This is a genomic window from Cytobacillus sp. QJM3NY_8 (assembly GCF_056173585.1).
Genome location: NZ_CM149681.1, coordinates 1,905,353 through 1,925,032, shown reverse-complemented (window position 1 = coordinate 1,925,032; position 19,680 = coordinate 1,905,353). Strand labels below are relative to the sequence as shown.

Genomic DNA, 19,680 nt, shown 5'->3' with positions numbered 1-19,680 from the left:
AATCATTTTCATTCATGAAAAAATTGAAAAAATCTCACCATAAGTGGATCCTTTCAATTTTTTTAATTTTTATTCCAAGGGAACAGCTGTAAAATTAAACTTGCATTCTCATCGCTTCCTGATAAGCTTCAATTACTTTATTTCTGATTTCCAGTGCAGCCTGCATTGTAATGCTCGCTTTCTGTGATGTAATCATCACCTGGTGAAGATCGACATTTTCTCCCTTTGCTAGCTTTTCAGTCATAACATCTGACTGAATCTGTGCATTATTAATTTTTTCAATTGATTGCTTTAAAACGGACGAAAAACTTTGCTGAGCATCGAATGCTGTATATGTATGAGTCTTTTGATTTTCAGCAGGCTTTAAAGCATTCACTGGCATAAAAGTTACATTATTCATTTAACGTTCTCCTTATTTGCCGATTTCCAAGGCTTTCATCATCATGCCTTTAGAGGCATTAAAAACAGTTACATTGGCTTCATAAGATCTTGTCGCACTAATTAGATCCGTCATTTCTCTTAAAGGGTCCACATTTGGCATTTCAACATATCCATCCTCATTAGCATCGGCATGGGTGGGATCATAAACCATTTTAGTTGGCGTCTCCCGATCTTCTACAATTCTTGATACCTTTACACCGTTTCCTGCAGAGCTTTCGCCTCTTCGGCTCATTGCCATATTTAAAAAAGATGAAAATTGTCCTTCTTTCGGTTCCAATACTACTGATTTCCTTCTGTAGGGTCCATCTCCATTCACACTTCTGGTAGAGTCCGCATTGGCCATATTAGAAGAAATTACATCCATGCGGAGCCTTTGGGCAGTAAGTGCCGATGCTGTGTTATTCATACTATGAAACATAGACATTACTATTTTCCTCCCCGCAATACATTCTGCAGACTAGAAAACTTGCCGCTAACCCGTTCAATCACTGCATTATAGTAAATCTGATTTGTAGCTAATTCCGCCATTTCCTTATCTACATCTACACTATTGCCATTATGATTGTAAGAAGCATTGCGTTTTGTAATTACACCTTGCGCTGAGGATAATCCATTCTTAAAATCGTAATGCCTGATGTCACTTTTGTTTGCTTCCATTGATCCTTCTAGAGCGCTCTGAAAAGCCTCTTTAAAGCTTGCATCTTTTGCTTTATAGTTTGGAGTGTCTGCATTTGCAATATTTTGAGATATTACCTTTTGCTTCAGCGAAGAGTAATCCAATGCTTTTTCTAAAGTTGATATAGTGCCTGAAAACAGTTTCAATCATAACACCTCATATAAAAACAATTTTTATCATGGTAATTATTGTAGAAATTTGGTGATAATGGACAAATTATGTCATCATAAACATTATTGTAATGAATATGAAATAATATGTCTATGAACATAAGGTTAATTTTAATGATTCTTTTGTCCTATTTTCCGCAAATCCTTTAAATATGCTGAAAGTTATATTGATTTATTTCTATTAATTACCAATGGCACATGATTCTTTCTCCCAACTGAAATTTACCTACATCCTCTTCGTGGTTCTTTTGAACTATCTATTATAAACATGGCAAATGCTTATAATGTAAAATAAGTCTAAAATCCTTATAAAAAATGATAAAAATGCATAAATTTACCAACAGCTTATGTAATCTATTTGTAATAAAAAAACCCGTCATTTAAGGACGGGTTTTAGAGGACTATATTAGTTAGATTTAAGTTTTTCTAATTCAACCAGAAACTTATCGTTTAGAACTTTGATATAAGTACCTTTCATACCTAAAGAGCGGGATTCAATAACCCCTGCACTTTCCAGTTTTCTTAGAGCATTTACGATTACTGAACGCGTAATGCCTACACGATCAGCAATTTTTGATGCTACAAGAAGCCCTTCGTTGCCATTAAGCTCTTCAAAGATATGCTCGATCGCTTCCAGCTCACTGTATGAAAGTGAACTGATTGCCATTTGTACAACAGCCTTGCTGCGTGCTTCTTCTTCAATTTCTTCAGCTTTTTCACGAAGGATTTCCATACCAACTACAGTAGCACCATATTCAGCAAGAATTAAATCATCATCATGGAACTGTTCCTGTAATCTGGCAAGAATTAATGTACCCAGACGCTCACCGCCGCCGATGATTGGAACAATAGTAGTCAAACCGCTTGCGAAAAGATCCTTGTTTTCAACCGGGAATGCAGTATATTCGCTTTCTACACCCAGATTTGATGAAGTTTCCTGGATGTTAAATAAATTTTTAGTATATTCTTCAGGGAATTGACGATCTGCAAGCATTTGCTTCATACGCTCATTTTCAATTTGCTGGTTTACAGCAAATCCAAGCAGTTTGCCTCTTCGGCTCACTACGAAGATATTTGCTTCGATTACATCACTTAGTGTTTCTGACATTTCTTTGAAGTTAACCGGTTTTCCGGCCGCTCTTTGGAGCATTGCATTAATTTTTCTTGTTTTTGTTAATAAATCCATTGTATTTCCTCCTATTTGCTACAACCATAAACATATATTTTGTTAAGATTAAATAACTTATTACTTCTTGAAGATTCGTAAAAAATTTAAGATTCATTCCTCGTGTACCCTATGACATGGTTCTTTAAACAATGGGTCATAGAATAAACTGGCTTAAATCCTTATTGCGGGAAATGGCTCCCAGTTTCTCCTCAACATACTGAGGGGTAATTGTGATTTTTTCCATTGTGATATCCGGTGCTTCAAATGATAGATCCTCAAGCAGTTTTTCCATGATCGTATGAAGACGCCTAGCACCAATATTATCTGTATTTTGGTTAACTTCGAAAGCAAATTGAGCAATCCTACGAATAGCATCGTCAGAAAATTCAATTTGTATACCTTCAGTTACCAATAATGCTTCATATTGTTTTATTAATGCATTATCGGGCTCAACGAGTATTTTGTAGAAATCTTCAACGGTTAGTTTCGTGAGCTCCACACGGATCGGAAAACGTCCCTGTAATTCAGGAATCAGGTCGGAAGGCTTAGCCATATGGAATGCCCCGGCAGCAATAAACAATACATGGTCTGTCTTTACAGAACCGTATTTGGTTACTACTGTTGAACCTTCTACCACCGGCAAAATGTCTCTTTGAACCCCTTCCCTTGAAACATCAGCTGAAGAACCTCCGCTGTTTTTGCTAGCTATTTTATCGATTTCATCAATGAAAATAATTCCTGACTGTTCAGCGCGGAATACAGCCTCCTGGCCGACTTCGTCCATATCAATCAGCTTTTGGGCTTCTTCATTTGTTAAGATCTTTCTTGCTTCCCGTACAGTCAGTTTCCTTTTCTTCCTTTTTTTCGGCATAAGGCTGCTGAGAGCATCCTGCATATTCATGCCCATTTGCTCCATACCAGAGCCCTGCAGCATATCAAACATGGAAGGCTGCTGCTCCTCTACTTCAACGGTAATAACTTCATTTTCCAATTCGCCAAGAGCAAGCTTCTCTTTTACAATCTTGCGTTTTTCCTGGAGGTTTAAATCTTCTGTCTGATACGTATCCTGCTGCTGATCATTACCTCCGCCAAATAGCATTTCGAGAGGATTTTTATAGTTAGCTGCCTTTTTGGCACCCGGTACAAGCAGTTCAAGTATGCGGCGGTTGGCACTTTCTTCTGCTCTTTCCTTTACACTGGCCATCTTCTCTTCTTTAACCAAACGGACGGATGTTTCTACAAGGTCCCTGACCATGGATTCAACATCCCTGCCCACATATCCGACCTCGGTGAATTTGGTTGCCTCCACTTTAACAAATGGTGCACCGACCAATTTAGCCATTCTGCGCGCAATTTCAGTCTTTCCTACACCAGTCGGGCCAATCATCAGTATATTTTTAGGATTTACTTCATCCCGTAATTCTTCTTCAAGCAAGCTGCGGCGATAGCGATTTCTAAGTGCAACAGCGACTGCTTTTTTTGCATCTTTTTGACCGATGATAAATTGATCCAAACGCTCAACAATTTGGCGGGGAGTTAAATTTGTTCCTTTACCCATGCAACAGCACTCCTTTTATTAGAGTTCTTCCACAATGATGTTGTGGTTTGTATATACACATATTTCCGCAGCCATTTCAAGCGAGGCCTTCGCAATTTCTCTTGCTGACAGGTGTTCGCCTGCAAATCTCTTTAAAGATCTTCCAGCTGCGAGGGCATAGTTGCCTCCTGATCCAATAGCCAGAATTCCATCATCCGGCTCAATCACTTCACCTGTACCGGAGATAAGCAGCAGACTATCCGTATTCATAACAATAAGCATTGCTTCGAGCTTGCGCAAAACCTTATCGCTTCTCCACTCTTTTGCAAGCTCAACAGCTGCTCTCTCAAGGTTTCCATTATACTCTTCAAGTTTTCCTTCAAACATTTCGAATAATGTAAATGCATCGGCTACTGAGCCTGCAAATCCAGCCAGCACCTTACCATTAAATAGCTTTCTGACTTTTCTTGCAGTGTGTTTCATCACAACTGCATTTCCAAAGGTAACCTGGCCGTCGCCGGACATTGCACATTCTCCATTATGATGCACAGCAAATATTGTTGTAGCATGAAATTCGGACATGAAAGACTCCTCCTTTGGAGCATATTGCCTTTGATTTTTTTCTGCAGACTAGTTGGTATTGACTTTCTTTTGCTAAGCCCGCGGATGATGGGCCATATAAGTTTTTTTCAAGTATTCATTCGTAACATGTGTATATACCTGGGTTGATGATAGAAATGCGTGTCCAAGTAATTCCTGAACTGTTCTCATATCAGCCCCATTTGCCATTAAATGCGTCGCAAATGTGTGGCGAAGCATATGGGGATGAATTTTGCCTGTTAAGGAGGATTTCTCGATTATTCTATCCAGTATAGTCCTGATTCCCCTTGCTGTAAGCGGACCACCCCGGGCATTCAGAAACAAATTTTCCTGCACGTTCCCATTGGCAAGCAATTTTTTACGTCCATGGTTTATGTATGTGTCAAGTGCATCCTGGGCAAAGCTTCCGAAAGGGACATACCGCTCTTTACTGCCCTTGCCGCGGACTAGAACCGTTGATAGATACATATCCAGGTCTTTTAAGCGGATTTGGCTGCACTCGCTGACGCGGATGCCGGTTGCATACAATAGTTCAAGAAGTGCCTTATTTCTTTGCCCTAGAGGAGTGCTGGCTTCACAAGCATTGAAAAGCTGCATCATTTCCGCCTCATAGAAAAATTCCGGCAGCTTTTTCTGCGCTTTCGGAATCGAAACAAGTGCAAAAGGATTTTCAGCGACTTTTTCTTCTCTGAGCAAAAATTTAAAAAAGCTCCTTAAGCTTGATATTTTCCTGGCAACTGACTTACGGGACATTTTTTTATCGTAAAGTTCAGTAAGATATATCCTGACATCCTGATATGCGACTTTGGTTAAATCAGCAATGGCTTGTTCAGCCATGAACATAAAAAATTCACTAATATCATGCTGGTAATGCTCAATAGTATATTGTGAATAATTTTTCTCAATTTGTAAATATTCAATAAACAACTTTAAAGAAACGTTCACATTTTCAGACATTAAATGTTCACCTCGCAAGGGCTACTAAATAGTATCACAACTCAGCAGCCCAACGCAACATAATTTACAAATTTTTCACAAAGTTCTGAATTGTTCCTAATGCTCTCTCCGCATGCTTCTCATTTCTTTCTTTTTTTCCTCTGATTTTTTCAGGAAGTTCAGGAAACAAACCAAAATTAGCGTTCATTGGCTGGAAACTTTTCGGGTTAGCAGTGGTAATATAACGCGCCATGCTTCCAATCGCTGTCTCATGAGGAAACTCTATAGGATCTTCTCCTTTAACAAGCCTTGCAGCATTGATGCCTGCCACAAGTCCGCTGGCAGCAGATTCAACATACCCTTCAACCCCTGTCATTTGCCCTGCAAAGAACAAATCATCCCGGTTCTTGAATTGATATGTTGCGCGCAGAACTTTTGGAGAGTTGATAAATGTATTCCGGTGCATAACGCCATACCTTACTATTTCAGCATTTTCGAGACCAGGAATCAAGCGTATTACTTCTTTTTGCGGCCCCCATTTCAAATGTGTCTGGAAACCTACAATATTATAAAGAGTTCCGGCAGCATCATCCTGTCGAAGCTGAACAACTGCATATGGCCTTTTTCCTGTTTTCGGATCTTCTAAACCTACCGGCTTCATCGGGCCAAAGAGCATTGTTTTCTTTCCCCTGTTTGCCATGACCTCTATTGGCATACAGCCCTCGAAAAAGATTTCCTTTTCAAATTCCTTTAATGGAACTGTTTCGGCCGTGGTAAGAGCCTCATAAAAACGGTCGAATTCTTCTTCTGTCATAGGGCAATTCAAATATGCCGCTTCTCCCTTATCATACCGTGATTTCAAATAAACTTTATTCATATCGATTGAGTCTTTTTCTAATATTGGAGCAGCCGCATCATAAAAATATAAATAATCTTCTCCGGACAGCTCTTTTAATTTTCCGGATAGGGCTTCACTTGTCAGCGGTCCAGTAGCAATTACAGTTGGCCCTTCCGGAATATCTGTCACTTCTTCGTTGATTACCGTTACATTCGGATGATTTTTGACTTGCTCTGTAACACGAGCGGCAAAATCATGCCGGTCAACTGCCAATGCGCCCCCAGCAGGAACGGCACTGCTGTCAGCTGAATGAATGATAACAGAATTCAGCTTCCGCATTTCTTCTTTTAATACACCAACTGCATTTGTTAAAGTATTTGCACGCAGAGAGTTGCTGCAGACAAGTTCTGCAAATTTATCTGTGTGGTGGGCAGGAGTCTGCCTTACTGGCCTCATTTCATAGAGCTTTACTTTTATTCCCCTGCTGGCCAGCTGCCACGCGGCCTCACTGCCTGCTAATCCCGCTCCTATTACATTTACTGCTGTATCTTTCATAAAATGAACCTCCATATATACTTATGATGACGATGTCATGATTAATTTATATTTTTTAAAAACAGTCTCTCTTACTTTACCCTGTTCTTATTCATTTTGCCATTTTACAATACGATTTAAAAATAAAAAAGTTTCGTGAACGATTTGAAGCTAATATACTTTGAAACAAACCAAAAGGAATACACCGGCTGGAAGTATTCTGGATACACATCCCGCAATAGAAAAGAGTGAGCATTTAAGCCCACCCTTAACTTTGCTTTTCTTCCTTATAGTCGCATTCAACACACTGAACCTGGACACCTTTTTTGAGTTTTTTCTCAACTAGAAGGTTATCGCATTTAGGACAGCTTCTTGGCAGCGGCTTATCCCATGAAATAAAGTCACATTCAGGGAATCTGTCACAGCCGTAGAAGATCCTGCGTTTTTTGCTTTTTCTTTCTATAATATTTCCTTCTTTGCACTTCGGACACTTCACACCAATATCCTTTACAATTGGTTTGGTATTGCGGCAGTCAGGGAAATTGCTGCATGCCATGAATTTTCCATAGCGCCCCATCTTGAACACCATTGGATTTCCGCATTGCTCACAATCTTCACCTGCAGGTTCATCCTTAATTTCTACTTCCTGCATTTCTTTTTCCGCTATCTCAAGATTCTTTTCAAAATCTTTATAGAATTCATCAATGATCTGTACCCAATTGACCTTGCCTTCTTCAACATAGTCCAGGTCCTTTTCCATCTTTGCTGTAAACTCGATATCAAGGATTTCAGGGAAGAATTCCATGATCAACTCAAGAACAATTTCCCCCAGTTCAGTCGGAATAAAACGTTTGTTGTCCAGAGCAACATAACCCCGTTTTTGAATTGTGTCAAGAGTCGGAGCAAAAGTGGATGGCCGCCCAATTCCCTGTTCTTCAAGTGTTTTTACCAGCCTCGCCTCAGTATACCTTGGAGGAGGCTGAGTGAAGTGCTGTTTGGGTTCGATGTCTTTTTTAAGGACTTCATCCCCTTCTCTTAGGTCTGGGAGCATATTATCTTTTTCCTCTGACTGATCATCTGTACCTTCAACATAGACTTTCATAAATCCAGGGAACTTCACTTTTGAGCCTGTTGCCCTGAAGATCACTTCTCCATTCTTTAAATCTACACTCATTGTGTCCATAACAGCTGGTGCCATTTGGCTTGCAACAAAGCGTTCCCAAATGAGCCTGTATAATCGAAGCTGATCACGCGACAAGTATTCTTTTAAACTTGCAGGCGACCTTAGTGTGCTTGTCGGGCGGATGGCCTCATGGGCATCCTGGGCGTTGCTGTTTTTCTTTTCTTTTTTCTTTTCACCCTGCAGGAATTCTTTTCCGTAAGAATTTTGAATATAATCTGCTGCTTCATTTTGCGCAATTTCAGATATGCGTGTTGAATCAGTTCTCATATAAGTAATTAAACCAACAGTTCCTTCTTTGCCGAGGTCAATTCCCTCATAAAGCTGCTGTGCAAGCATCATGGTTTTCTTGGCACGGAAATTTAATTTCCTTGCAGCTTCCTGCTGAAGTGAGGACGTAGTAAAAGGGGCGGCAGGATTCCGCTTTCTTTCCTTCTTGGTAACCGATGCCACCTTAAATTTATTGCCCTTCATTTTACTTAATATATTTTGAACATCGCTTTCAGACTTCAATTCCACTTTTTCATTCTCCAGCCCGTAAAAAGCTGCATCAAAGGCTGTTTTTCCTTTTAGGAACTCTCCGTCAATGGACCAGTACTCTTCTGGTATAAAGTCCTTAATTTCCTTTTCGCGGTCGATAATCAAACGGACTGCAACAGACTGTACTCTGCCCGCACTTAATCCTTTTTTCACTTTCTTCCATAATAATGGGCTGATATTATAACCGACTAACCGATCAAGCATCCGTCTTGCCTGCTGGGCATCAACAAGATCCATGTTGATTGGCCTTGGATGCTTAAAGGATTCTTTAATGGCATCTTTCGTAATTTCATTAAAAACAACACGGCAGTCCGAAGTAACGTCCATGTCCAGGCTATGTGCCAGATGCCATGCAATTGCTTCCCCTTCTCTGTCGGGGTCAGCCGCGAGATAAATTTTCTTGGCCTTTTTGGCCGCTGACTTAAGTTCCTTTAAAACTGGGCCCTTTCCACGAATGGTTATGTATTTTGGTTCAAAATTATTTTCCACATCTATGCCCATTTGGCTTTTAGGAAGATCCCTGACATGTCCCATGGAAGCTTTAACTTTATATTTTTTTCCTAAATAACGCTCAATCGTTTTTGCCTTTGCAGGTGACTCAACGATTACAAGAAACTCTGACATCAGTAGTCCTCCTTGAGAGGGATTTTTAAACATTCAGGCAAAATCATCTTTGAATGCTGCATTTTTTACATGCTAAACTTGCCTGCTTTCATTTATCACTAACCTATATTAAACAGCCTCTGGGTTGGATATTTACATCCTGAGGAGCGGCTTAAGTGTCTTATAGCATAATTGAAGTAATATTGCTTATTCTTCGCCAGCTTGCTGATATCATCAGCTTTACTGCTTGAGTATTGAAATATTCATTATTATTCTACATTCTATTCAAGTTTGTCAAACTTAAGCGGATTATTTCCGCAACCGTTTCCAAGAAAATATTCTAAAGCGAATAAAGAAGCAGACTTTTTCTTTCCATAATACCTGTTGCAAAATGTATAACAGTTTTAATAGAATTTCAACCTTTTTGTAAAAAATCCTTTAAATTAACACATTTAAAATGAGCTGAAGTAAGAAAAAGGAGCACTTAATCTATAGCAAGGCTCCTATTTCATTTTCCTGATTAGTAAAGGAATTCTTCTAAGATCTCCTCAGCTGATTTTACCAATTTAGCGCCTTGCTGAATTAATTCATTAGTTCCCCCAGAGAATGGGCTAAAGATATTTCCAGGGACTGCAAAGACTTCTCTTCCTTCATGAACCGCATAGTTTGCTGTAATAAGGGAGCCGCTTTTGCTTTTAGCCTGGATTATCAATGTGCCTCTGCTAATGCCGCTGATGATTCGGTTTCTCATTGGAAACTGCCATCTTGAGGGTCTTGTGGCTGGCGGGTATTCAGAAATAACCAGCTGATTTTTCATCATTTCATATGCTAGCCTTTGATTAGCCTGAGGATAAATATGGAACAGTCCGCCAGCTATGACACCAATTGTTTTCCCTTTATTTTTGATTGCTTCCTTATGCGCAATGGCATCAATACCAGCTGCCAGCCCGCTTACAATAATAACCCCTTTTTCGATAAGCTTTGGAAACATGTATTGAATGGCTTTTTCTCCATACTCTGTTGCCTGTCTGGAACCGACAACGGCCAGGTGGGTTCCGCTATTCAGAAGACTGATATCACCTCTTGCATAAATAACCCATGGTGGCTGATACGTTTCTTTTAATAGAATCGGATATTCCTTATCAAAAATTGTAATGGTTTTAATGCCATTTGGTGAATATTGGCGAATTTGTTCCTGGATTTGATCTGAATGAAGATCTTGGAGTACATTTGAAAGAGAATCTTTGGTGGTGAATAACTGGGGTATTATTCGAAAAAGGGTATGATTATACATACAATTTAATTGGGGATCTTTCTTAAGAATGTTATAAATCATCTTCCAGCTCATTCCTCTGCAATGATGGAGATGGGTGAGCCTCATATTAAATTCATTCATGGGGAGCCTCCTGAATTTTTTTATAAAGCGGGGTATGTGCGGGGATAAACCGATTTGGCAATGCAGAAATAGTCCCTCAAACAGAGGGACTACTCTTAAGTTATTTAAATAAGATTAATGAGTTTTACACTGATCATAAAGGCCTTTTTCTTTTAAAACCTTTATCAGGGTTTCACCCATTACGGATGGAGTATCTGCTACTTGAATACCGCATTCATTCATAACACGGATTTTTTCATCAGCTGTTCCTTTGCCTCCTGAAATAATTGCGCCGGCATGGCCCATACGCTTACCTGGAGGTGCAGTGCGACCGCCGATGAAGCCTACAACAGGCTTAGTCATGTTTGCTTTAACCCACTCTGCAGCTTCTTCTTCAGCTGTTCCGCCGATTTCACCAATCATGATTACAGCATAAGTTTCTGGATCTTCATTAAATGCTTTTAATACATCAATGAAGTTTGTTCCGTTAACCGGGTCTCCGCCGATACCAACAGCAGTGGACTGGCCGATTCCAGCCTGTGACAGCTGGTGTACCGCTTCATATGTCAATGTTCCAGAACGGGAAACAACCCCAACATGACCTTTAGTATGGATATATCCAGGCATAATGCCGATCTTACACTCATCAGGAGTAATAACACCAGGGCAGTTAGGACCTACAAGGCGAGTCTTCTTGCCTTCCATATAACGCTTAACTTTAACCATATCCAATACAGGAATATGCTCGGTGATACAAATGGCAAGATCCAATTCTGCATCTACCGCCTCAAGAATTGCATCTGCAGCAAATGGAGCTGGAACATAGATAACGGAGGCATTGGCACCTGTAGCCTTAACTGCTTCCTCCACAGTATTGAAGACAGGAACACCTTCTACTTCAGTACCGCCTTTACCAGGAGTTACACCGCCGACAATTTGCGTTCCGTATTCAAGCATTTGCTTAGTATGGAAAAGGGCTGTTGAACCAGTAATCCCTTGAACTATAACTTTAGTATCTTTATTAATAAATACGCTCACGTTAATTCTCCTTTCTGGTCTAAAGAGTGCCATTCTGTACTCAAAGGTCATAAGCAAAAGCTCTTCAGGCAAACACGCCTTTCGGATCCCCCCAAATGCCTTAGACACTGAACGGCCGCTCATTTTTGATTCCTAGCCTACTAAAGAAACGATTTTTTGTGCGCCGTCAGCCATTGATTCAGCCGCAATGATATCGATATCGGATTCAGCAAGGATCTTCTTGCCCAATTCAACATTTGTACCTTCCAGACGTACAACTAAAGGCACAGTCAAGCCTACTTGCTTCGCTGCTTCCACTACGCCAGTGGCGATGACGTCGCACTTCATGATTCCGCCAAAGATATTAACAAAAATACCTTTTACGTTTTTATCAGAAAGGATGATTTTGAAAGCTTCAGTAACCTTTTCAGCAGTTGCACCGCCCCCAACATCAAGGAAATTGGCCGGGTCTCCGCCATAGTGTTTGACGATATCCATAGTAGCCATCGCCAATCCTGCACCGTTAACCATGCAGCCGATATTTCCATCAAGGGAAATATAGCTCAGGTCATATTTGGATGCTTCGATTTCCTTTGCATCCTCTTCTTCAAGGTCACGAAGAGCCATGATGTCCTTTTGACGGTAAAGAGCATTTCCATCAAAGTTCAGCTTTGCATCCAGAGCCATTACCTTGCCGTCTCCAGTTACTACTAATGGATTGATTTCAGCGATAGAGCAATCTTTTTCAATGTAAGCTCTGTATAAGCCCATCATGAATTTAACAGCTTGTCCGACAAGCTTTGATGGGATATTGATATTAAAAGCGATTCTGCGCGCCTGGAATGCTGTTAAACCAAGCACAGGATCAATTTCTTCCTTGAAGATTTTTTCAGGCGTCTGTTCAGCTACTTCTTCGATTTCTGTGCCGCCCTCTTCAGAAGCCATTAAAACTACGCGTGACGTTGCGCGGTCCAATACTAGACCAACATAATATTCCTTCTTAATGTCACAGCCCTCTTCAATCAGTAAACGCTTTACTTCCTTGCCTTCCGGGCCTGTTTGATGTGTAACAAGTGTTTTCCCCAGGATTTCACTTGCATATGTACGAACTTCGTCAAGATTTTTGGCAACTTTTACACCGCCAGCTTTACCGCGTCCTCCGGCGTGGATTTGTGCTTTTACCACACATACCTCAGTGCCAAGTTCTTTAGCAGCTTCAACAGCTTCTTCTACTGTAAATGCCACTTTTCCGTTCGGAACTGCGACCCCGTATTGTCTGAGGACTTCTTTACCTTGATACTCATGTATATTCATTTCCCATCCTCCTATCTAACTCTTCAAAAAAATAACTGCGCTTTCATTTTATAAAATGACACAACCCTTGTCTACCATTTACTCTAAAATATTATATTTCTTTAAAAATTAAAAATATTAAAAAGTGCAGAAACCCTGTCATAATAGATGTTTTACACTTATTTTATTTTAAAATTATTTTTTTAAAATAAAGAAAAACTGCCTTTTCGACAGTTTTCTTTTTTATTAGACTCAAGTAAAATCCCGGTGTCATCCCTTCGAATTGAATTACTGAGAATAAACCATATTGGTTTACCAGAATAGATTATTCTTCATTTTCCCTCTTCCCGGCTTCCTGATCAGCCCTGTAGATAAAAACAAACACCTCAGCAACAGCCTGATATAGTTCTTCCGGTATACCCTCATTGATGTTAAGCTTGCCAAGAAGCTCTACAAGAGCAGGATCTTCCTGAACCGGAATATCATGTTCCTTAGCCTTCACAAGGATATTTTCAGCAACCAGTCCCTTCCCCTTTGCGGATATCCTTGGTGCTCCCTGATTCACAGGATCATAGGTTAATGCTACCGCTTCTTTCCTTTTTTGATCATGAACTTTTTTCATATCCTTATATCTACTCCGCTGAATTGAATTGATTGCACAATGGATGTCATTGTATCTTTTCCAATAGGTGACTCCCCTGCAGACTCCGGCTTTTGGACTGAAACAGAGGACAGCTTATAATTTAATTTTAATAGATTTTCTTTTAGTTCAGCGGCAAATGGAGCTGTTAAATCCTTTATTTCTTTGTGCTCATTAATAACTGAAATTTTAATAATTCTGTTTTGAACTTGAAGATCGACAATAGTTTCATTCAGATGCTCTAAATTCAAATAAAATATAACCCGGCAATGGCTGGGATCAATTTTCCCCTCTTCCGTTTTGCGGCCGCTCCATTGCATTGTCAAATCGGAGATTTTCCCCCATAAAGAAACAGGAAGCTGAAAAATATAGTGCTGCAATGGGCCGGATTCCTGCGAGAGAGCCTGAAAGCCGGTTAATTTATGCAGAAGCCGTTCAGCTGCATCTTTAGCTATGTGCGAAGTTTCTTCATTTATAAAGCCCATCAGGAGCGGTTTAAGGGTATCCAGCTTTTCGGAAGCTCCTTCATCGGAATGTTTTAATAAATTTATGAAGTCATGTTCATAAGAAAGCCCCAATGTTCTGATTATTCTCTTCAATTCACTATGAATATTCCGCTGGTCATATGTAAGGTTAACCTCTGTTTGCAGGCTATTTTTCAGTTCTTCCATCATTGTCTTTTCCCGCAGATTGAGAGCCGCAGCTGCCAAAGGTTTCTCACCTGCCAGTAATCTCCCCGCCTGAACAGCAGCCTGCTTTATCCCATAAGCATCTGACAATAATTGGTCCAAATCATCATTTAATGTGTGGGAAAGAGCTGATTTGAAAAGGGTGTTAAGCAAATTCTTTTCTGCTGGAAAAGAATTCTTTCCATTTCGAATATCATTGAATAAGATTTCCAGAGTTTGAGATAGTCCACTGCTTTCCGATCTTTGTGCAATAAATCCATTTAGCTTTGCCAAGTTCAATATAAATTCCTGCCTGTTCCCGGAATCGTTTGCTTTCATAATTTCCGTCAGGACATGACTAATCGGTTTATTTGGGATGCTTACCTCCATAAGCTCCTTTAAAGCCGCATCCTCGGCCGTTTCACCCGGCATCAGCCCCAATACTTTCAGGAGCTGGAAAGCAGTGTGTGAACTTGCCTGGTTTTTTGTATTCAGCCATTCAGAAAACAATCTGTATATCGCCTGCTGACCCAATTTTTCTCTTGAAGTCTTTGTCAGATCAAAAAGCAGCGAATATATTTGCTGCCCTTTAGTTGATAAACCACCACCCTTTAATTCATCCAGCAATTCCCCCATAAGGGATGAAAGAGAGTCCCCATGCAAGACTGAGGATATCGCTGAAAAAACATCCTTTGAAAAGGGAAGCTGCCTTATAAACAGCTCTTTTACTGTCCGCAGTCCATCTTCAGCTGATCGGCTTTCCTTGATCCATTCAGATGCCATCTTCAGAGTTTCACCTGTAATCGGAAGCTGTTCTCTAAGAAAAAATTGAATAAGCATCTTATTTTCTCTGGATAACTGCATTCCCAGCTGTCTTAGAAGGCTTTCAGCCGGGGCTTCCGCACCTGGTCTGTCTGCTGATTCCATTACCTTTAAGCGCAGCATTCCCTCACCTGGCTCAACTTTAAACCAATATCTGATGTTGGCTGATAAAGGGATTTCCAGCTGCGCTATCGCTTTATGTGACCCAATTTGCACCTCTGCCGTCTGGTTTGGAAATAGCTTTACTATCTTTCCGCTGACAATTTGGCCAGGTATAAATGCAGCAGTTTTTACTGCATTGTTCTGGTCATGCCTTATTATTCTTTGGATAATATCAGACGGCTTCATGCCTTCACCTTCTATTCTATTTCACTAATAAGATTTTTTATTGGTGCAAAGCTTTTCCGATGATAAGGAGATATTCCATGCAGTGTGATGGCTTCAAGATGCTCCTTCGTCCCATAGCCCATATTTTTCTCGAATCCATATTGAGGAAACTCTTTACCTATTTCAGCCATCATTCTGTCTCTCGTGACTTTAGCTATGATAGAGGCTGCAGCAATCGAGATGCTTTTGCCATCTCCCTTAATGATAGCTTCCATTGGGTAAGGAGTTAATAGTTTTACGGCATCTGCAAGCAGGAAGTCCGGTTTTGGGCTCAGCCCTTCAATTGCTGAAAGCATTGCTTTTTTTGTCGCTTCAAATATATTGATGCGGTCGATTTCTTCCGGATCAATGATTCCAACGCTGAACGCTGCAGCCTTAGCCTTAATTATCTCAGAAAATTCTTCTCTTTTGCTCTCCGGCACCTTTTTTGAATCATCTAAACCCGGGAGGAAGAAGTCTTCTGGCAAAATAACTGCTGCAGCTACCACTGGTCCTGCAAGCGGGCCCCTGCCTACTTCATCAATTCCGGCAATAAACTGAAAACCCTGGCTCCTGTAACGAACTTCATACTGACTCATTTCTTTATGCTTTTCATATATCTTTTTTTGCTGCAGATTTCGGGAATGCCATCTTTCTAATAGCTGCTGTACTCCTTTTCTTTCATCATGTTTTATGGAATAAAGGAAAGGGTCATCCTCTGACTTAATTGTTTTGATTTTTTCTTCTATTTGACGAATAGTTAATTTTTCCATAAACTTCTCCATTTCAATCTAATGTATGTATCGGCATTTCCGCAAAAAAATAAAGGCCTCCTGTGAACAGAAGGTCTTCATCTAAATTATTCAGCTTCACTCCGAACTCCCATCTCTTCGGGCAATTCCAAAGTGATTGGCCCCAATTTTTCAGAACGGAATTCTCTGATTACCAGCTCTGTTACCTTATCATAATCAATTTCGCCGCCGCCCATCAGGCAGCCGCGCAGCCTGCCGATTTTATCAAATACTTCCACAATATCCTCCGGAATTTCATCAAGCTGATATCTCTCATGCAGGCGATCTGGATACCTGAGGCCGAGAAAGCGCAGAGCATATACTGCAACATCCTGAAGATTTAATATAGTATCTTTTATTGCTCCAGTCAGAGCAAGCTTAAGACCTACTTCCTGATCTTCAAATTTTGGCCATAGGATTCCAGGGGTATCGAGAAGCTCCAGCTCTTTCCCTACCTTTATCCATTGCTGGGCTTTCGTAACGCCGGGGGTATTTCCTGTCCTGGCTATATTCTTTTTGGCCAGGCGATTGATAAGGGTGGACTTTCCAGCGTTTGGAATACCTACTATCATTGCCCGGATTGCTCTAGGCTTAACACCCTTCGCCTTCATTCGATCGAACTTTTCCTGAAGAATACTCTGAGATGCGGAGACGATTTCCTTCATGCCTTGTCCCGCCTGCGAGTTTATCGCAAGAGCTCTTATACCCTTATCTTCAAAATGTTTGATCCACTTTTTTGTCGCTTCTTTATCAGCCATGTCAGCTTTATTCAATAAAACAAGCCGCGGTTTGTGCTGAATAATTTCATCGATCATCGGATTTCGTGATGAATAAGGGATCCTTGCATCAACGAGCTCAAAGATGATATCGACCAGTTTTAATTTTTCTGTAACCTGCCTGCGGGCTTTCGCCATATGGCCGGGAAACCACTGGATCGTCACAGCTGGTCACCTCCATCCAATATGTATTTATTAAAGAAAGAATCAATCAACGATTCGAATGTCCTCTATAGGCCAGTATATTACTCCGGCATCACCCAGTACTTCTTCCATCGGAACAGGGCCAATGTGACGGCTGTCCTTGCTGAAGCGGCGGTTGTCACCCATTACAAATAAGTGGCCTTCAGGCACTGTTTCCTGTCCTATCTTTTCTTTTAAAGTAAACGGCTCTGTCAGCGGCCCATCGATTACCTGCTTTTTATATTCCTCCAGGTAAGGCTCTTCATAAGCTTTCCCATTTACATAAAGAGTATCATCTTTGTATTCAATCTTATCTCCAGGAAGGCCTATTACCCTTTTGATGTAATCTTTGTTTTCAGGTGCATGGAAAACAATGATGTCGAAACGCTCGGGCTCGCCAATCTTATAACTGAACTTATTAACAATCATTCGATCCTGATCATGCAATGTTGGCATCATGGACAAGCCGTCAACCACAATCGGAGCAAATAAAAAATATCTGATGACTGCTGCTAACAGGACTGCGATTACAAGTGCTTTTGTCCATTCCCACAATTCATTTTTCTTTTTCGCCATTAAATCCCCCACCATTCTTCTAAGCCATTAATTAATCTGCATGGAAAGTGTTGTCTTTTTTATTTTACAAAAATTCTTCTTAATAAACACGATGGGAACCTTATTTATATATTATTTAACATTTATGTAATATTATTTATATTCTGCTGTTTCATGAAAGAAAAAGGAGCTTGATTTAACAAGCTCCTTCTTTTCTTTATTATCGAATTTCTTTGATACGAGCTTTTTTACCGCGAAGGTTACGCAGGTAGTAAAGTTTCGCACGGCGGACTTTACCGCGGCGGATAACTTCAAGCTTCGCAATCTTAGGTGTGTGTACAGGGAATGTACGCTCAACGCCTACACCGTAAGAAATCTTACGAACTGTGAAAGTTTCGCTGATTCCACCACCACGACGCTTAATCACAACACCTTCATATACCTGAACACGCTCACGAGTTCCCTCAACAATACTTACGTGTACACGTACAGTATCACCAGGACGGAAAGACGGAAGGTCAGTACGAAGCTGTTCTTTTGTGATTTCTTCAATTAGTTTTTGCATCGTTTTCAACTCCTCTCAGCAGACGCTCTTGCACAACCTATATGTTTGCAGCGGAACATCTTTATCAGACGAAAACTGAACAAGTTCAGCCTAAGTCACAAAAAGTATCATACCATACTTGGACGGCAACTTCAATGTTATTTATCTTCTTTTTTAATTTCATCCAGCCACTTTTGCTGTTCTTTTGTTAATTCTGCATCCTCAAGAAGATCAGGACGCCTTAAATATGTCCTTCTTAAGGATTCTTTGGCTCGCCACTCGTCGACAAGGCGGTGATTCCCTGACATGAGGACATCCGGCACTTTAATGCCCCTGAATTCCGCTGGACGGGTGTAATGAGGGTGTTCAAGAAAACCTGTGCTGAAAGAGTCCTTTATGTGTGATTCTTCGTTGCCCAATACACCTGGCAGCAAACGGACAACACTATCGATTACGACCATGGCTCCAAGCTCTCCTCCAGTCAGCACAAAATCACCAATCGAAATTTCATCGGTTACCACATGTTCACGTATTCTTTCATCATACCCCTCGTAATGTCCGCAAACAAAAATCAGGTGATCCATTTCAGCAAGCTCTTCAGCTTTCTTCTGTGTAAAGCGTTCTCCTTGAGGACACAGGAGAATAACCCTCGGGGACGCCCCGCTTTTACTGCGAAGATCATCTACAGCATCAAATATGGGCTGGGGTTTTAAAACCATTCCCGCCCCTCCGCCATATGGATAATCATCTACGGTTTTGTGCTTATTGTCGGCATATTCCCTAAAGTTGACCACGTTGTAATTCACTGCTTCATTTTCAGCCGCTTTTTTTAGGATGGAATGTCCAAAAACGCCTTCAAACATTTCAGGAAACAGAGTGAGCACATCAATATTCATCATGAAAGCAATCCTTCTATCGCATTAATTTTCACAAGTTTGTCTTTCACATTAACTTCCTTAACAACATCTTCAATATACGGGATCAGTATTTCCTTCCCGCCTTTTGCTTTGATTACCCATACATCATTTGCTCCAGGAGAAAGAATTTCCTTGATTTTACCTACTTCCGCTCCATCAAGCGTTTCAACAGTACACCCTATGATTTCATGGTAGTAAAACTCATCTTCTTCAAGATCGCCTAGCTGATCTTCCGAAATTTTCAGGATGCCGCCCTTCATTTTTTCAATCCCATTAATATTTTCGTATCCTTCAAAGGTAAGCAAATCGAATGTTTTATGGGTACGGTGAGTTTTCACTGTCAGCTCAATTGGATCACCTTTTGTATCAGGCATGAACAAATAAAGTTTATTTCCCGGCTTATACCTTTCCTCTGCAAAGTCTGTTTTGGAAATGACCCTTGCTTCCCCTTTTATGCCATGGGTGTTCACGATTTTTCCTACGTTGAACCATTTCTGCATGTACTATCAC

General features: G+C 40.6%; 20 protein-coding genes. All 20 read right to left on the bottom strand.

Features of this window, described 5'->3' with window-relative positions:
- Positions 1 to 94 precede the first annotated feature (94 nt).
- Complete coding sequence (gene fliE, locus AC0VZ9_RS10030) at positions 95 to 400, bottom strand: flagellar hook-basal body complex protein FliE (protein WP_009330762.1); 306 nt, start codon at positions 398 to 400, stop codon at positions 95 to 97.
- 12 nt (positions 401 to 412) lie between these two features.
- Entirely contained in the window at positions 413 to 865 is a 453-nt protein-coding gene (gene flgC, locus AC0VZ9_RS10025; protein ID WP_009330763.1) for a flagellar basal body rod protein FlgC, read from the bottom strand.
- 2 nt (positions 866 to 867) lie between these two features.
- Positions 868 to 1,263, bottom strand: a complete 396-nt coding sequence (gene flgB / locus AC0VZ9_RS10020; protein WP_009330764.1) for a flagellar basal body rod protein FlgB — start codon at positions 1,261 to 1,263, stop codon at positions 868 to 870.
- 430 nt (positions 1,264 to 1,693) lie between these two features.
- A complete protein-coding gene (gene codY, locus AC0VZ9_RS10015) occupies positions 1,694 to 2,473 on the bottom strand; it encodes a GTP-sensing pleiotropic transcriptional regulator CodY (RefSeq protein ID WP_009330765.1) in 780 nt (259 codons plus the stop codon).
- A 136-nt stretch (positions 2,474 to 2,609) separates the two neighbouring features.
- Positions 2,610 to 4,013: an HslU--HslV peptidase ATPase subunit gene (gene hslU, locus AC0VZ9_RS10010; RefSeq protein WP_475397311.1), complete on the bottom strand. Its 1,404-nt coding sequence runs from the start codon at positions 4,011 to 4,013 to the stop codon at positions 2,610 to 2,612.
- A gap of 18 nt (positions 4,014 to 4,031) precedes the next feature.
- Positions 4,032 to 4,574, bottom strand: a complete 543-nt coding sequence (gene hslV / locus AC0VZ9_RS10005; RefSeq protein ID WP_009330767.1) for an ATP-dependent protease subunit HslV — start codon at positions 4,572 to 4,574, stop codon at positions 4,032 to 4,034.
- A gap of 72 nt (positions 4,575 to 4,646) precedes the next feature.
- Entirely contained in the window at positions 4,647 to 5,549 is a 903-nt protein-coding gene (xerC, locus tag AC0VZ9_RS10000; protein WP_019381760.1) for a tyrosine recombinase XerC, read from the bottom strand.
- A gap of 64 nt (positions 5,550 to 5,613) precedes the next feature.
- On the bottom strand, positions 5,614 to 6,921 hold the full coding sequence (gene trmFO / locus AC0VZ9_RS09995) for an FADH(2)-oxidizing methylenetetrahydrofolate--tRNA-(uracil(54)-C(5))-methyltransferase TrmFO (protein WP_009330769.1): 1,308 nt from the start codon (positions 6,919 to 6,921) through the stop codon (positions 5,614 to 5,616).
- A gap of 247 nt (positions 6,922 to 7,168) precedes the next feature.
- Positions 7,169 to 9,244 (bottom strand): type I DNA topoisomerase, encoded by a 2,076-nt coding sequence (gene topA / locus AC0VZ9_RS09990; RefSeq protein ID WP_009330770.1) that lies wholly within the window; start codon positions 9,242 to 9,244, stop codon positions 7,169 to 7,171.
- A gap of 499 nt (positions 9,245 to 9,743) precedes the next feature.
- A complete protein-coding gene (dprA, locus tag AC0VZ9_RS09985; protein WP_009330771.1) occupies positions 9,744 to 10,619 on the bottom strand; it encodes a DNA-processing protein DprA in 876 nt (291 codons plus the stop codon).
- 114 nt (positions 10,620 to 10,733) lie between these two features.
- Positions 10,734 to 11,636: a succinate--CoA ligase subunit alpha gene (gene sucD, locus AC0VZ9_RS09980; RefSeq protein WP_009330772.1), complete on the bottom strand. Its 903-nt coding sequence runs from the start codon at positions 11,634 to 11,636 to the stop codon at positions 10,734 to 10,736.
- 132 nt (positions 11,637 to 11,768) lie between these two features.
- Complete coding sequence (gene sucC, locus AC0VZ9_RS09975) at positions 11,769 to 12,929, bottom strand: ADP-forming succinate--CoA ligase subunit beta (RefSeq protein ID WP_009330773.1); 1,161 nt, start codon at positions 12,927 to 12,929, stop codon at positions 11,769 to 11,771.
- 304 nt (positions 12,930 to 13,233) lie between these two features.
- Positions 13,234 to 13,530: an EscU/YscU/HrcU family type III secretion system export apparatus switch protein gene (locus AC0VZ9_RS09970; protein ID WP_009330774.1), complete on the bottom strand. Its 297-nt coding sequence runs from the start codon at positions 13,528 to 13,530 to the stop codon at positions 13,234 to 13,236.
- Positions 13,527 to 15,386 (bottom strand): hypothetical protein, encoded by a 1,860-nt coding sequence (locus AC0VZ9_RS09965; protein WP_475397310.1) that lies wholly within the window; start codon positions 15,384 to 15,386, stop codon positions 13,527 to 13,529. Before AC0VZ9_RS09965 ends, AC0VZ9_RS09970 begins: the two co-directional genes overlap by 4 nt.
- 11 nt (positions 15,387 to 15,397) lie before the next feature.
- On the bottom strand, positions 15,398 to 16,177 hold the full coding sequence (locus AC0VZ9_RS09960) for a ribonuclease HII (protein WP_009330776.1): 780 nt from the start codon (positions 16,175 to 16,177) through the stop codon (positions 15,398 to 15,400).
- Between the two features lie 86 nt (positions 16,178 to 16,263).
- Positions 16,264 to 17,136 (bottom strand): ribosome biogenesis GTPase YlqF, encoded by an 873-nt coding sequence (ylqF, locus tag AC0VZ9_RS09955; RefSeq protein ID WP_009330777.1) that lies wholly within the window; start codon positions 17,134 to 17,136, stop codon positions 16,264 to 16,266.
- A gap of 42 nt (positions 17,137 to 17,178) precedes the next feature.
- Positions 17,179 to 17,730 carry a signal peptidase I gene (gene lepB / locus AC0VZ9_RS09950; protein WP_009330778.1) on the bottom strand — a complete coding sequence of 184 codons (552 nt, stop codon included), beginning with the start codon at positions 17,728 to 17,730 and terminating at the stop codon, positions 17,179 to 17,181.
- 199 nt (positions 17,731 to 17,929) lie between these two features.
- Positions 17,930 to 18,274, bottom strand: a complete 345-nt coding sequence (gene rplS / locus AC0VZ9_RS09945; RefSeq protein ID WP_009330779.1) for a 50S ribosomal protein L19 — start codon at positions 18,272 to 18,274, stop codon at positions 17,930 to 17,932.
- A 137-nt stretch (positions 18,275 to 18,411) separates the two neighbouring features.
- On the bottom strand, positions 18,412 to 19,149 hold the full coding sequence (gene trmD, locus AC0VZ9_RS09940) for a tRNA (guanosine(37)-N1)-methyltransferase TrmD (protein ID WP_282140492.1): 738 nt from the start codon (positions 19,147 to 19,149) through the stop codon (positions 18,412 to 18,414).
- On the bottom strand, positions 19,149 to 19,670 hold the full coding sequence (gene rimM, locus AC0VZ9_RS09935) for a ribosome maturation factor RimM (protein ID WP_009330781.1): 522 nt from the start codon (positions 19,668 to 19,670) through the stop codon (positions 19,149 to 19,151). The genes trmD and rimM overlap by 1 nt, the downstream gene beginning before the upstream one ends.
- Positions 19,671 to 19,680 lie beyond the last annotated feature (10 nt).